Raw genomic sequence first — 13,354 nt, 5'->3', positions numbered from 1 at the left:
TTAGATCAATCTCTGAATATGAATTGTTAAATATGTTTGTTCGCTTAACGATAACTTTATTTCTAATTTTTCTTGCATTAATTCTTTTATTCTCTGAACTATTCTCCAAGCCTTCGAATAACTAGCTTCTATTTCTCCAATCATTCCCTCGGAAATAGGTAAATTAGCTGGCTCATGATTATTAAGCCGATTAATAAAATACTTCAAATGAACTAACAATCTGTCATAATCGTTGGCATTTTTTTGCGTTCGATATATTCCATTCCTTTCCAGTTCTTTTTGAACAACTTCGATAATTTCATCATTTCCTGTCTGACTCTTTTCTTCTTCAACGCTTCCACTAGTATGAGCATTGATAAAATGAAGAGCGATACTCTTATGTTCTGATTCTGGAAAAGAAATATCTAAACTATTCCGAAAACCTTTAATTACATCATCCGCGATTTGATAAGCAACTGGATAGTTATCACTTAAATCTGGTAAATAATTAACATCATCATCGCCATTGATTAAGCGTTGATATGCACCAAACAAGTGTGTTGTTAAAGTTACGTAGATGTAAGGTTCAGCAGCAAAATGATATTTTGCCTGCACTTGATCAATTAAGTCATAACTTGTAGTTACAAAATCTAGCGGTACGTTTGATAACAAAGTTGTTAGATCATTAACGGTATTTTTATCTCTTATCTCAAATATCTTGTCGACATTCTCTTCTTGGATTAAATCTCCTTTTTGCTTATGAAAAGCAACACCCCTTCCCATAACAATGTTTTGTTTATTATTCCTGGTATGAACAATAGCAACATTATTGTTTAATATTTGAACTATTCGGTATTCCATCTCTCACCCCTCCAGGAAAAATAAAAAAACCACGAATTTTAATACGAGATTACAGTTAGTCATCTGTATTAAAAATTCGCGGTTTTGCCTAATCGTATTAGTAACAATCCACATTTATTTTTGCTTACACATGTATATTAGCATGTAATCCGTCTAATGTAAACGCTTTTATTAGAATTACTTTATTTTATTATTTATTGTCCCTAAATAAAAAGAGATTGGTTTCAATTCCAATCTCTTTTTGCGTGCGGTTTTTCTAAAAATATAAATCTTAACTTTTTTTAATAACTTATTCTAAACTGTCTTAATTCTTATTCTTGGCGTCTAAAGGTCTGCCCTTCCAGTCATAATATTTACGGCTGAGACGATTCTTTTTATTATCGAATACCACCAAGCGATAAAGGGCATAAATAGTACCAATCATTGCAAAGCCTTCAATAAAAATATTTTTAAAGAAAAGTTGTGGAATATTAATCGCAATTACAAATATTGTCCAATATAATACTCGCTTACGTCGTGCTTCTTCTTCGCGGCTAACTTTCTTTGTCTTCATAAAAATCATCTCTACCGTTTCTAAATAATATTATTAACTATGCTTCTTTAGCAGCTGCTGCATATTTAGCATTACGCTTCTTCATTTCTGTTGAGTACCACCAGAAGATTAAAATGTAAGCAGCAATGGCTAAGATTGCATAAACAATGAACATTCCTTGATGCTTCCAAGCGTTACCTACTAAGTAACCTAAGAATTTTTCAATAGGACCTTCCATAGTAGTATCTGATACTAAAGTGTGAGCAGGAATGTTAGCACCAACTTGGTGAGCTACTTGAGTTACGAATGGAGCAACTAAAGTACCTGCCCAAAGGAAGATTGGTAATTCAATGGTACCAATGATAATCATTCTAATAATCTTACCACGAGTTACAACTAACAAGGCTGGAGTAACACCCATGGCAATAATACCACCTAAAGGCATTAATCTGTTGCCTGGAATAACCATAGCTTCAACCATCATAATTGGAGCTAAAACATTGGCAGCTGCCCAAATTTCAGCACGTCCAGCGATGAATGGCCAGTCAAGACCAACATTGAATGTACGTCCCTTAAATTTTGAAGTAGCGAAGTTTGAAATACCTTGTGATAATGGTTCAACAGAAGCAATGAACCAAGAACCAATAACTGAGAACAACTCAATACATGCACCGGCTGTGAAGGAAAGAGTAAACATTGTCTTCCAACCTTGTTCAGTTGTAAAGTTGTAGCCAGCAAGTAATGAAACAAAGATACCTAAGTAAACACCAATTGCGAAACGACTGCCCCAGAAACCAATTTTTTCATTTAATTTAGCTGAGTCAAAGTCGTATTTATCAAGCCATGGTAAACATTTATCAAAAAACTTATTGAAGACCATGATTACTGGGTTCATCATGTAGTTCATGTGAGTAGTAGTCATTGGGTTGCTTGATGGAGCATCTAGCAAGTCGTCAAAGGTTGGCTTCATTAAGTCTGAGTTGACGATCTTTAAGTAACCAATAAGTAAAATTAATAAAGTTGCTAACCAAAGTGGTGCGCCGCAGAATACTGCAAACAAACCAACGAAAGCTGAGTGCCAAACATCAAAGATATCGACATCTAATGTGTTAGTTCTCTTGAAGATTAACATTAAAACATTCAAGATGATTAAAACTAACAAGAAGTACAAAGTATATGGTGAACCCCAAGTAATAGTAGCAAGTGGTGCCCATCCCATATCCATGATATCTTTATGCATACCAGTATTCTTAACGAATTGATTCATCGCTGGTGCAAAACTGGTAGTCAATAAGTTCATAACATCGCCGATCGCCGTTAAGGCAATGGCTAATTTCATACCACCTTCAAGAGCCTTACTAAATTTAACTCTGAAACATAGAGCAATAATAGTAAGAACAACCAACATGATTGTTGGTGCTCCCATATCAATTAAAGGCTTAAAGATAGCATTCGCAAAATCAATTATCGCGTTCATTTTCTATTCCCCCAGGAATAACTGCTATTCGTTTTCTACCTTTTTAACTACTTCTTCAACCTTGTCATAAACAGGTTGAGCCATTGCTGGAATTCTGTAAAGAATTGGACCTGCTTCAATTAAAGGAATTTTAGGTTGAAATGCTAAATCAGTTTTAGCAATAGTCAAGTATGCATCATAGTGATTAAGCATATCTTCGTTTACATCCTTAATCATCACAGCATCAACATGAACATTGTGTCCACGTTTCTTCATTTCTTCTTCAACAGCATCCTTAATTTGGTGAGAAGAGTTAACCCCTGCACCACATGCAGCTAATAACTTAACTTCCTTTGCCATAATAAATACCTCCCAAAAAATATCTTCCTATTCTTGCTATTCTTGCTTAAAATTCTCACTCATAAAATCAAATATTTCTTTAGTTGAAGTGAGATTAAACAGCCTAATTAAATCTTCAACTGGCGTTGTGGATAAGAACCCCATAATCTGTGCTAGGACATTTGCCTGTCCTTCCGGATCATTGTTTAAAATCATAAATAAGAATTTAACTTCTAAACTTTCATCCGGAGCAATCATATTTTGAAACTTAATTGGATGTTTCAAAGCGATTGGAACAATCAGACGAGCATTTACAAATTCGCCTTCTGTATGAGGAATTGCGACATTTGGCAACTCTTTCGAAATTGGCGAAGTGTCAATTCCAGTTGGATAATGCTCTTCTCTTTCAATAATATGTGAAAGGAAATTTCCTTTTACATAGCCAGCCTTTAATAATTTACCATAGACCTCTTTTAGGACTTCTGCCTTACTTGTCTTGTCGCTGGTAAAAACTGCGTCAGGAGCAAATAAACTAGTTGCCACTGTCATATGAACCACCTTTCCAGTATCTGTAAACGAACTTTTACTTTTGTTTTTATATGTTAGATATTGTTCATTTACTACACCATTATCATATAATACTGTTCGTTAAATTACAAGCGCTTTCAAAAATAATTTTGAACTTATTTTTGCATAAAAAAATGGAACATATAATCATATGCTCCATAAGTTTCTATTAATAAAAGTTGAGGGAAATTTATAAATATTGTAGTTTATTGCGCTTATTATTTATTCATCAAGTGGAGTTGTTTTAATTACATCCCCACTTAAACCGACTTGATAACCTTGTTCAATCTTATCTTTACGAGAAGGGTGAACGACTTGGAACTTTCCGCATTTAACTACGCGTGGATTCAGACTCTTAACGCCTTCAGGTAAAACAGCGTTAGTACCATGAATTACAGCCACAATTACCTTGTAGCCCTTCTTAGTTATCTGAATTGGAGCATAGTGAAGAGTATCATTATAGAGTTCTACAATAGTACCTTTTGGCATGTAGAACATTCTAGCTTCAGTATTTGGATCAACAAAATGCTTCTCTTCCAAAGTTTCACGCTTACCAAGCACCATTAACACATCATCAAGCATAATGTTCACTTCTGAACATTGGTGATATTCAAATGCTGTAAAGGTATCGGAATGCCCTAATGTAACACCAGCATCAATTGGAATTTCACCAAAAATATCACGCTTTACAGCAAGCATAGTATAAGTGTCAGCTAGTTCAGGAATGTTAGCAATATACTTCATGCCGGTTTCGGGAATTGGAACCTTCTCCATTACCTTATAAACATCATCTAAATTAAAGTCATTAGTGTAGAGTACACCGTATTCTTTAAAAGATGGATCATCCAAAGTTAAAATCTTATATTGGGGATTTGCTTTTCTAAATTCTTCTAATTTACTCATGTTATTACCCCATTCTAACTAATCGTGATATACACCTTCAGCCCACTTCTTGTTTTCTTCGTCAAAGAAGTGTTCATTGTCCTTTTGGTCAGGATTTGATTTAGCAATACTATCGATCTTTTCGATTAACTTCTTGTTTTCTTCAGTTGGTTGATACTTTTCATTCAAAAATGCATCAGCAATGTAGAAAATAAAGTCTCTTCCTAAAACAATACCGCCCATACCTAAGACGTTAGCATTTAATTCACGCTTAGCATACTTAGCTTGAGCAACATCGCCAACCATTGCGGCACGAATACCTTCATTCTTATCAGCCGCAGTTGAAATACCAATACCAGTACCACACATTACAATACCAACATCAGCTCTGCCGTCAGCAACAGCTTCAGCAACACGCTTACCATACATTGGATAGTGAGTTCTAGTGTTGTCATAAGTACCAAAGTCTAAGACTTGGTATCCTTCTTCTTTCAAATGGTCAGATAATGCCATCTTAATTGGCGTAACAATGTGGTCATTACCTAATGCAACAACAGTATGTTTATCAATCTTTGGATCTACAAATTCTGGTTGTGGTCTATCATTATCAAACATTTTCAAGCCTCCTCTAAATCATTTTTTCAAGCATGTCTAAACGAACTTGGTGACGTCCGCCTGCATATTCAGTATGCAAGTAGTAATCAATGATTGATTCGGCAAGCTTTTCACCAACAATGCCACTACCAATTGCCAAGGCTTTAGCCCCGTTGTGCATAGCAGTCATGTGTCCAGTTCTTTCTTCGTTAACATCAGCAGTTACCATGCCCTTAACCTTGTTTGATGCCATTGCTGAACCAACGCCATATTCATCAAACATAATAGCCTTCTTAATACCATGGTCTAAGACTTCATGCGTAACTTTTAAGCTAGATTCTACAAAGTCTTCTGCTGGTTCTGGCGTTACATCTAATACTTCATAGCCGCCATCTTCTAGATACTTTTTAACTTTTTCTTTTAATTCAAAACCTTTTTTGTCACTACCAATAACAACTTTCATGTTGTTCTCCTTTCGCTATTCACTACCCTGATATAAAGTCGTGATTTGGCTGTAATGCTTTACGATATCCGGATCAAGCCCAGGACTTGTAATCAAACCATCAACATCGTATAAGTGATAAAACTCATAAAAGTCATTGCGGTTAATATTGTGATAATCAGCCACAACATACTTTTTACGTGAGCGATTTAATCCCAAGCCTTGCGTCTGTCCTTCTTCTAAGTTAGCAGTCATCATTGAGGTGTCCTTGATTCCGTTTACGCCAACAAAGCCACGATCAAAAGATATTCCTCTTAACTGATTATTTGCCAATGCACCTATAAATGCTCCGCTAACTCTGCGATATGAGCCACCAATCAAAATTAGTTCATAATTGTTTGGATTCTTTTTAGCTGCTTCAAAAACAGGTAAAGAATTAGTAACAACTCGTAATTTTTTTTGATTCAATTTAGCAACCATAAACTCTAAGGTTGTTCCTGGTCCAACATAAATAGTTTCGCCATCTTGAACAATCTTACTTGCAACTTCAGCAGCTGCTTTTTTTTCAGAAATGTTGATTTCTCTTTTTTGCATATAATTCTTTTCAACTGAATCTTGCTGAGAAATCACTTGCGCTCCCCCATGAATTCGCATCACTTTACCAGTCGTATTCAATTCATTGAGGTCTCGTCTAATTGTCATATCTGAAACTTGCAACGCCTTAGCCAATTCATCAACGGTCACAAACCTTCTATCAGTCACAATTTCTAAAATATTTCTTAATCGTTCTCTTTTTAGCATTGTTCACCTTAATTCTATTTGGCTAACCAACTCATTACATCTTTATTATAAATGTTCATTTATGTTTGTCAAAGTTAATTTGTGTTCATTTTCATTAAAAATTGCCAAATAGCCCTTCTAAGCCGTATTATAGCAACGATATCGCTTACAAATAAAATATTTAAATTTTTTGTGAACTTTCAAACTCACAAGTTAGAACAGCTCAAATTTCACACTTGACTTTTTTCCTATAACTTAGTTAAATAAAAAAGAAATATAAGTGATGACCTTTAATTTAGTCCTGTGAGGCTATCAAGGAAGTCTGCGCGTAAACTATTTTTTGCATAGTTTTAAACAGAAACGACTATCTTAAAGGTAATTCTTTAGATAGTCGTTTTTTCTTTAGGTCATCCAAATGTCGTTTTCAAGGAGGAAAAAATGAAAAAGATGCCTAAAGACACATTTCATAATGATGATGCGATCTTAGACGTTTATGAAAAGCCTGAACTTGGACAAGGAATTTTGCTTTCAATGCAGCACTTGTTTGCCATGTTCGGTTCAACCGTTTTAGTTCCAATTTTAGTCGGAATCAATCCAAGTATTGCCTTGCTTTCATCTGGTGTAGGTACATTAGTCCACATGCTTCTTACCCACTTCAAGATTCCAGCATACTTAGGTTCAAGTTTTGCCTTTGTTGCTACTATGCAAGCCTTAATGAGACAAGATGGCTATCCAGCAATTGCTCAAGGTGCGATTGCTGCTGGTCTTGTATATGTAATTGTAGCTTTAGTCATTGCAAAAGTTGGTTCTGATTGGGTTAATAAAGTTTTGCCACCTATTGTAGTTGGTCCAATTATTATCGTAATTGGTTTATCTCTAGCAACTACTGCCGCTAACGACGCCATGATGAAAGGCACTAAATACAACTTAACCTACTTTGGAGTTGCAATCTTCACATTAGTTATGACACTAATTTTCCAAATGTGCTTTAAAGGCTTTACTAGTCTAGTTTCCATTATGCTTGGAATTGTCTGTGGTTATGCCTTATCTTGCGTCTTAGGAATTGTTGACTTCTCTGGTGTAGCAAAAGCCGCTTGGTTCTCCATGCCAGCTTTAGATGTACCTGGAATCAGCTACCACTTTAAATGGTATCCTGCAGCTATTTTAACTATGGCTCCAATTGCCTTTGTTACTATGACTGAACACATGGGACATATTATGGTTCTTAACTCTTTAACCAAGAGAAACTTCTTTAAGAATCCTGGTCTTCACAGAACTATGATGGGTGATGGTCTTTCAACAATTATTGCTGGTTTCATCGGTGGTCCACCTACCACTTCTTATGGTGAAAATATTGGTGTTTTGGCAATGACTAAGGTTCACTCAGTCTGGGTATTAGCTGGAGCTGCTGTATTTGCAATTATCTTTAGCTTTGTTGGTAAAGTCGCTGCGGTTATCGAATCAATTCCAATGCCAGTTATTGGTGGTATTTCTTTCCTATTATTCGGAACTATTGCATCTAACGGTCTTAAGATCTTAGTTGACGACAAGATTGATTTTGGTGAAAAACGTAATATGTTAATTGCCTCAGTTATTTTAGTTATCGGTATTGGTGGTGCCTACCTCCAACTTGGTAATTTCCAATTAACTTCAGTCGCTTTATGTACAATCTTCGGTATGTTAATGAACTGGATCTTACCTAAGAAGGCAGCCAGTGAAAAAGCATTAGAAGCTGAAAAGAAAGAAAAAGAGCAAAAATACTTTAATTAGTTGAATATATGAAAAGAGCTAGAACCCGTGTAATACGGATTCTAGCTTTTTTAGTAGTCCATTCTTGTTCAAATCTATATTGTTGCAATATATACTCCTTAAAAAATGGCAAAGTAAATGCAACCTCTCCATAATTTGTAGCTTTAATAATTTCATCGTCTAATAAACGTCTTCGATAATTAGCAATAAAGTTACTTGGTTGATTTAATTTTTCTCGTATCTCTTTAATAGTTACCCGTTCGTTTGAGCTTTGTGCCATTGCCAAAACAAATTTTTTATCTTGTTTCGACAAATTACTAAATATTTTTGTGTATCTCTGTGTATCTTATTGTATTTTTATTGCTAAAAAATATTGATAATTCATCTAATAAAGTATTTACTAAACTCATTTCGATATTCCGTTGGCGTCTTATGTTTCCATTCTTTAAAATTTCTATTCAACACCCGTGCATTCGAAAATCCACTCTCAAACGCCACCAATTCAATTGACTTATTTGTGCTCAACAACAATTCTCTAGCGTGCATCAAACGAACCAGCTTTAAGTATTTACCCATGCTCATATTATTGCTCTGCTTAAGTTGCCGATTCAGAGTTACATGCGAAATATTAAATTTATTTGTAATATCACTAACCTGAATATCTTCTTGAAAATGATCATTAATATATTTAATTATTTCATCCCCCAAGGGAAGATTAGGACTTCTAGTAACTGGCTCTCTCTTATTAAAATTCTGATCAAGTAAGACAATAATTCTCATTAAATGACTCAAAATCATAAAACGTCGAGCGTCAGTCAAGCTTTTTTGACACAATTCACCAAGTTCAACAACTTCTTTTTTTAACTCCTTATAAGCAGTTTGATTATTAGTACTATTTTTACCTAATAAATCAAGATTCCAATTGATACTCGTTGGATACTGGCTCAATAAAAAGTCATCATCAATAATAAAACCTTCATACTCCCAGTCTTCATTTTCACCTGAAGCACTATGAATTTGCCGGCGGTTAACTAGCCAGATATCGCCGCTATCGAAATGGTAAGTTTTACCCTCAAGTGCAAAACGCAAATCTTTCCCTTTAATTAAATAGTTTAGCTCAATTCCCTGATGCCAATGCTCTGGCTCATTTACCTGATTATCATGATAAAAATAAAATGGCAGTCTTTGATTATTTTGAACTTCCTCATGCTCAGCCATTGTAATCCCTTTCAAAATAATTACTTCTTAGTTACAGAAATTACACTTAGTTTCTATTTATAAATGGTATCTTAATAGTGTAAAAAATACGAGGAGGAAATAAAAATGATTAAATTAATCGCCCTAGATACAGACGGTACACTTTTAAACTCTAAAAATAAAATTCTTCCCTCTACTAAAGCAGCAATTAAAAAAGCTTTAGATCAGGGAATCAAGGTCGTACTTTGCTCTGGTCGACCAATCGCGGGGCTTGCGCATTTCATGAAAGAACTTGGAATTGAAGGCAGTGATCAATATGCCGTAACTTTAAATGGTGCAATTACGAAAACCGCAGACGGAAAAATAATGACGCAAGATCTTGTCAGCAATAAGCTTTACCGCGAGCTGACTAAATTTGCTAAAGAGCAAAAAGTTCCTTTCAATATTGTTGATCCAGATTCAAGAATTATTACCGCCGACCGTAACGTAGATTACTTTGAATTATTGCAAGCATGGGAGAATACTGCTCCCATGTTCATTAGAACTCCTGATGAAATGCCTAACGACTTTCAGATTTCTAAAGGCTGCTTTGTTGGCGATAAAGCTCTTCTTGATCAATTTGAACCAATATTAAGAACAAAGTTTGATCAAGATTTATATATTGTTCGTGCAGATGACCATTTCTTAGAATGTCTACATCCAAATGTAAACAAAGGAAACGGTTTGAAAGAATTAGGTGAAAAGATTGGCATTAGCACTAACGAAATGATTGCTTTTGGGGATGAAAGAAATGACATTTCTATGTTTGATATCGTAGGAACTGCTGTGGCTATGGGTAATGGAAGTCAAGAAGCTAAAGATCACGCAAACTTTATCACTGCATCAAACGATGATGACGGCATCGCAAAGGCTTTAGATAAATTTATTTTTTAATAAATTATTAAAAGGAGACTGCAAAATGACAAAATTAATTGCCGTTGATATGGATGGTACTTTCTTAAGAGACGATAAAAGCTATGATGAAGAAAAATTTGCTAAAATCTACCAGGAATTAGAAAAAAGAAACATTATATTCACAGTTGCTAGTGGTAATCAATATTATCAAATTACTACTTTCTTTAAGAAATTTCCTGCTGTAGTTTACGTTGCAGAAAATGGTGCCTTAGTTAGAACCAAAGAAAAGATTCTAGCCCTACATGCTTTCTCTGAAGAAAACGTTAAAAAGATTGAAGATTTTCTTTTAAAGCAAGCTGAATTACAATTTTTAGTATCAGGAGTAGAGTGTGCCTATTTTCCAGTTCAATTTACGGACGCTTATTACGAAATCTCTACTAAGTATTACTATCGTTTAAAGAAAATACACGACTTTAGTGAAATTGGCGACAAAGTTCTGAAATTTTCTATTTCCTGTCCTGATGAAAAGACAGATTATTATATTCGTTTTCTAAAAAAGAACCTTGGCAATTACTGTAATGTAACAAGTAGTGGGCACGGCGATATCGATCTTATCTTACCAGGAATTCATAAGGCACATGGCTTAGCAGAATTAGGTAAAGTACTTGGTATTTCTCTTACTGAAATGACTGCTTTCGGTGACGGTGGAAATGACTTAGAAATGGTTAAAGAAGTTGGCGATGGCGTAGCTATGTCAAATGCAGCTCCAATACTTTTAAAGGTCGCGAATCATACAACAACATCAAACAATGAACAAGGTGTTCTCACCTACATTAAAAATAATATTCTCTAGTAAAAAGGCTTGAAACAATCCCCCTCTCTGTTTCAAGCCTTTTTACTTTTTCTAATACATATCGCCAAATTCTTCAACTTTATATTTTAAATATACTTTCATAAAAAACAGTCACTCAATAGTTAAGTGACTGCTAATATTATTTTTCAATTCTAAAGCGATAAAAGCCTAAACTCATTTGTTTCAAGGTCTTAGCAAAATCCTTTTTATCAAAATGATTTTGATCAACTAAAGCTTCAAATTCACCATCTGCGTCAACTAACATCTGGTGAGTTCTACGCCATCCATTCTTTTGATAAAAACGCAGACGGCTAACACGTTGATGATAATTCTCGGCATCAGGATCAAGCGGTTCAATATCTAACACAATTTGCTGATCTGGATATTTTTCTTCAAGCATATGTAAAATTTTGCTTCCATATCCATTACCACGTAATTCGGATTCAACAGCTAAGTAAGCCAGATAAACAGTATTGTCACTAATGTAGTAACAAACCATCCCGCAAAATACTTCTCCATCATAGACGGCATTAAGTTGTAGCTTCTTGCGCAAGCTCATTAATACCATTGACATCCATGAAAATCTTTCCCATTCTGGAAAAGCACTATAATATAAATCTTTAACTTTACGATAATTCTTAGAGCCCCATCGGGCGGGTTGTTCGTCTAAAATAAAAATCCTTCTCTTTTCTAATAATATAATTTACTTCTCTAATTAAAAAATACTTTTCAATAAAAAGCAAATTTCTAATACTATACAAAATAGGGACAAGCTATTCCACTCATCCCTATTAGTCAAATAATTAAATTTTTATCTATATCAACTTATACTTCTTAAGTAATTCTTCAACGTAAGTTCCCTTAACTTTCTTCAAACCTTCTTTAACCATCAATTTTTCAGGTAAAGGCAAATTTAGTTCAGTTAACTTCTTTCTATCGTTTAAATAGTACATTGCATTCATTAACATTCTCACGTCAAATGCCGAAGCAAATACTTCAGGAACACCGCGGTCTACATTAAGCAAAGTGTAGACAGCTTCCATAGCAGTACGTCCTGAATATTCAGTAGTAAAGACAGTGTTTCTCTCAGTTTCAGCAAAATTACCAATGAAGGCTAAATTCTTGGAATTCTTTGGCACTACCTTTGGACGATCGCCTAATGCACGTGGCATGAAGTAAGACGTAATATATGGCATATGATTTGGAATCGTAGTTGCATCAATTGCCATCTTCTTAATCTCAGATTCAGGAACACCCATGTGATAAAGCCATTCTTCGCAAAGTTCAATACCATCACATTCAGGCATAGTCTTTTTGACATAGTTACCCTTAGTGTTTGAATACAAGCCATATAACCAAACAATCAGTTCATTTGGCTTTTGCTTATGGAATTGTGGTTGACGACTAATTGAATATCCAAGTAACCAGTTAGAATCCTTAATCGTAGTTGGACCACTAGTTACAATGGAACCAGAATGTGGATCCTTTTTATTAACCTTTTCAATGTAAGGCACAATATCATCATTAGTGAAAGTAACTGTAGCTGAAATTACCCAGTTAGCAGCTGGAATATTTTCGCAGAACTTTTCTGGATGACCGAAGTCTTCATCTTGCGCTGCTAAGTTCTTCCACAATTGCCAACTTGGTCCAAGCTCATGTTTTTGTTCAGCTGGGTGCGTGTTGTCCCCATAAGTTGTGCTTTCAGTAATTGAGCCATTAGTTACGAAGACTAAGTCGTTAGGCGTTAATTTGATAACTTTTTGCTCACCCTTCTCAGTCATCTTAATTTCCGTAGCTACCTTTTCATCTTCAATTCTGTTAACAATAATGTTATCTACAATTGTATCGTAATGGAATTTTACGTCATGCTTCTTTAAGTAACTAATCAAAGGCATAATTAAGTCTTCGTATTGGTTGTACTTAGTAAAACGAAGTGACGATAGATTTTTCAAAGTTGCTACGTGCTGTACAAACCGCATTAAGTAACGACGCATTTCCATTGCACTTGCCCAAAGCATAAATGCAAACATTGTTTGCCAATATAACCAGAAGTTTGACTTAAAAATTCATCGTCAAAGACTTCATTAATTTTCTTATCTTGCAAATCCTTTTCTGGTGCAATTAGCTACCAGTCAGGTGGCATTTACATGCTGTTGGTCTGGTGGGTTGGTCATAATTATCAAAAGCCAATTGATGAGCTCTTATCATATATTGAGAATCATATCGTCA

At 34.9% G+C, this 13,354-nt stretch carries 15 protein-coding genes and 1 pseudogene; 3 read left to right on the top strand and 13 right to left on the bottom strand.

Translation table 11 applies throughout. From position 1 onward, the window contains the following. The 9 genes from LpgJCM5343_RS02500 to LpgJCM5343_RS02460 form a co-directional block, all read right to left on the bottom strand. On the bottom strand, nt 1–840 hold the full coding sequence (locus tag LpgJCM5343_RS02500; RefSeq protein WP_101890446.1) for a PRD domain-containing protein: 840 nt from the start codon (nt 838–840) through the stop codon (nt 1–3). Nucleotides 841–1,144: 304 nt separating this feature from the next. Beyond that, nucleotides 1,145–1,402, bottom strand: a complete 258-nt coding sequence (locus LpgJCM5343_RS02495) for a hypothetical protein (RefSeq protein WP_003647656.1) — start codon at nt 1,400–1,402, stop codon at nt 1,145–1,147. Between the two features lie 28 nt (nt 1,403–1,430). Next, nucleotides 1,431–2,849 carry a PTS transporter subunit IIC gene (locus tag LpgJCM5343_RS02490; protein ID WP_003649284.1) on the bottom strand — a complete coding sequence of 473 codons (1,419 nt, stop codon included), beginning with the start codon at nt 2,847–2,849 and terminating at the stop codon, nt 1,431–1,433. Between the two features lie 24 nt (nt 2,850–2,873). Further along, a complete protein-coding gene (locus LpgJCM5343_RS02485) occupies nt 2,874–3,188 on the bottom strand; it encodes a PTS sugar transporter subunit IIB (protein WP_003647658.1) in 315 nt (104 codons plus the stop codon). A 36-nt stretch (nt 3,189–3,224) separates the two neighbouring features. Beyond that, a complete protein-coding gene (locus LpgJCM5343_RS02480; RefSeq protein ID WP_101890445.1) occupies nt 3,225–3,716 on the bottom strand; it encodes a PTS sugar transporter subunit IIA in 492 nt (163 codons plus the stop codon). A 240-nt stretch (nt 3,717–3,956) separates the two neighbouring features. Then, nucleotides 3,957–4,637, bottom strand: a complete 681-nt coding sequence (locus tag LpgJCM5343_RS02475) for a DUF4867 family protein (protein ID WP_003647660.1) — start codon at nt 4,635–4,637, stop codon at nt 3,957–3,959. Between the two features lie 18 nt (nt 4,638–4,655). Next, the gene (gene lacB, locus LpgJCM5343_RS02470) at nt 4,656–5,231 is read right to left on the bottom strand and encodes a galactose-6-phosphate isomerase subunit LacB (protein ID WP_101890444.1); all 576 of its coding nucleotides are present in this window, start codon (nt 5,229–5,231) and stop codon (nt 4,656–4,658) included. A 13-nt stretch (nt 5,232–5,244) separates the two neighbouring features. Beyond that, nucleotides 5,245–5,673, bottom strand: coding sequence for a galactose-6-phosphate isomerase subunit LacA (gene lacA, locus LpgJCM5343_RS02465; RefSeq protein WP_003647662.1), 429 nt, complete (start codon nt 5,671–5,673; stop codon nt 5,245–5,247). A gap of 15 nt (nt 5,674–5,688) precedes the next feature. Continuing rightward, nucleotides 5,689–6,453 (bottom strand): DeoR/GlpR family DNA-binding transcription regulator, encoded by a 765-nt coding sequence (locus LpgJCM5343_RS02460; RefSeq protein ID WP_113576191.1) that lies wholly within the window; start codon nt 6,451–6,453, stop codon nt 5,689–5,691. A 417-nt stretch (nt 6,454–6,870) separates the two neighbouring features. Between LpgJCM5343_RS02460 and LpgJCM5343_RS02455 the strand changes: the two genes are divergently transcribed. Continuing rightward, nucleotides 6,871–8,202 carry a solute carrier family 23 protein gene (locus tag LpgJCM5343_RS02455; RefSeq protein ID WP_101890443.1) on the top strand — a complete coding sequence of 444 codons (1,332 nt, stop codon included), beginning with the start codon at nt 6,871–6,873 and terminating at the stop codon, nt 8,200–8,202. Here the strand turns inward: LpgJCM5343_RS02455 and LpgJCM5343_RS02450 are convergent. Then, on the bottom strand, nt 8,195–8,494 hold the full coding sequence (locus LpgJCM5343_RS02450; protein WP_250881816.1) for a hypothetical protein: 300 nt from the start codon (nt 8,492–8,494) through the stop codon (nt 8,195–8,197). The two genes, LpgJCM5343_RS02455 and LpgJCM5343_RS02450, sit on opposite strands and share 8 nt — an antisense overlap. Nucleotides 8,495–8,562: 68 nt before the next feature. Further along, on the bottom strand, nt 8,563–9,399 hold the full coding sequence (locus LpgJCM5343_RS02445; RefSeq protein WP_101890442.1) for a helix-turn-helix domain-containing protein: 837 nt from the start codon (nt 9,397–9,399) through the stop codon (nt 8,563–8,565). Nucleotides 9,400–9,504: 105 nt separating this feature from the next. On the opposite strand from LpgJCM5343_RS02445, the gene LpgJCM5343_RS02440 reads away from it, so the two are divergent. Continuing rightward, entirely contained in the window at nt 9,505–10,311 is an 807-nt protein-coding gene (locus tag LpgJCM5343_RS02440) for a Cof-type HAD-IIB family hydrolase (protein ID WP_101890441.1), read from the top strand. Nucleotides 10,312–10,336: 25 nt separating this feature from the next. Then, nucleotides 10,337–11,125, top strand: coding sequence for a Cof-type HAD-IIB family hydrolase (locus tag LpgJCM5343_RS02435; protein WP_049161977.1), 789 nt, complete (start codon nt 10,337–10,339; stop codon nt 11,123–11,125). 139 nt (nt 11,126–11,264) lie between these two features. Here LpgJCM5343_RS02435 and LpgJCM5343_RS02430 read toward each other — a convergent pair whose 3' ends face one another. Both LpgJCM5343_RS02430 and LpgJCM5343_RS02425 read right to left on the bottom strand, forming a co-directional pair. Beyond that, nucleotides 11,265–11,798: a GNAT family N-acetyltransferase gene (locus tag LpgJCM5343_RS02430; RefSeq protein ID WP_324249699.1), complete on the bottom strand. Its 534-nt coding sequence runs from the start codon at nt 11,796–11,798 to the stop codon at nt 11,265–11,267. Between the two features lie 142 nt (nt 11,799–11,940). Then, a pseudogene (locus LpgJCM5343_RS02425) lies at nt 11,941–13,250 on the bottom strand (oleate hydratase); the annotation flags it as partial. Nucleotides 13,251–13,354: the final 104 nt, after the last annotated feature.

Source organism: Lactobacillus paragasseri (assembly GCF_003584685.1).
Taxonomy (GTDB): Bacteria; Bacillota; Bacilli; order Lactobacillales; family Lactobacillaceae; genus Lactobacillus; species Lactobacillus paragasseri.
Note: the sequence above shows the minus strand (reverse complement) of the source record. Positions and strands in the feature narration are given on the sequence as shown.

Coding starts and splice junctions, on each gene's coding strand:
- LpgJCM5343_RS02495 (WP_003647656.1), bottom strand. CDS start 1,402: ATGATTTTTATGAAGACAAAGAAAGTTAGCCGCGAAGAAGAAGCACGA.
- LpgJCM5343_RS02445 (WP_101890442.1), bottom strand. CDS start 9,399: ATGGCTGAGCATGAGGAAGTTCAAAATAATCAAAGACTGCCATTTTAT.
- LpgJCM5343_RS02475 (WP_003647660.1), bottom strand. CDS start 4,637: ATGAGTAAATTAGAAGAATTTAGAAAAGCAAATCCCCAATATAAGATT.
- lacA (WP_003647662.1), bottom strand. CDS start 5,673: ATGAAAGTTGTTATTGGTAGTGACAAAAAAGGTTTTGAATTAAAAGAA.
- LpgJCM5343_RS02440 (WP_101890441.1), top strand. CDS start 9,505: ATGATTAAATTAATCGCCCTAGATACAGACGGTACACTTTTAAACTCT.
- LpgJCM5343_RS02490 (WP_003649284.1), bottom strand. CDS start 2,849: ATGAACGCGATAATTGATTTTGCGAATGCTATCTTTAAGCCTTTAATT.
- LpgJCM5343_RS02485 (WP_003647658.1), bottom strand. CDS start 3,188: ATGGCAAAGGAAGTTAAGTTATTAGCTGCATGTGGTGCAGGGGTTAAC.
- LpgJCM5343_RS02500 (WP_101890446.1), bottom strand. CDS start 840: ATGGAATACCGAATAGTTCAAATATTAAACAATAATGTTGCTATTGTT.
- lacB (WP_101890444.1), bottom strand. CDS start 5,231: ATGTTTGATAATGATAGACCACAACCAGAATTTGTAGATCCAAAGATT.
- LpgJCM5343_RS02455 (WP_101890443.1), top strand. CDS start 6,871: ATGAAAAAGATGCCTAAAGACACATTTCATAATGATGATGCGATCTTA.
- LpgJCM5343_RS02480 (WP_101890445.1), bottom strand. CDS start 3,716: ATGACAGTGGCAACTAGTTTATTTGCTCCTGACGCAGTTTTTACCAGC.
- LpgJCM5343_RS02435 (WP_049161977.1), top strand. CDS start 10,337: ATGACAAAATTAATTGCCGTTGATATGGATGGTACTTTCTTAAGAGAC.
- LpgJCM5343_RS02460 (WP_113576191.1), bottom strand. CDS start 6,453: ATGCTAAAAAGAGAACGATTAAGAAATATTTTAGAAATTGTGACTGAT.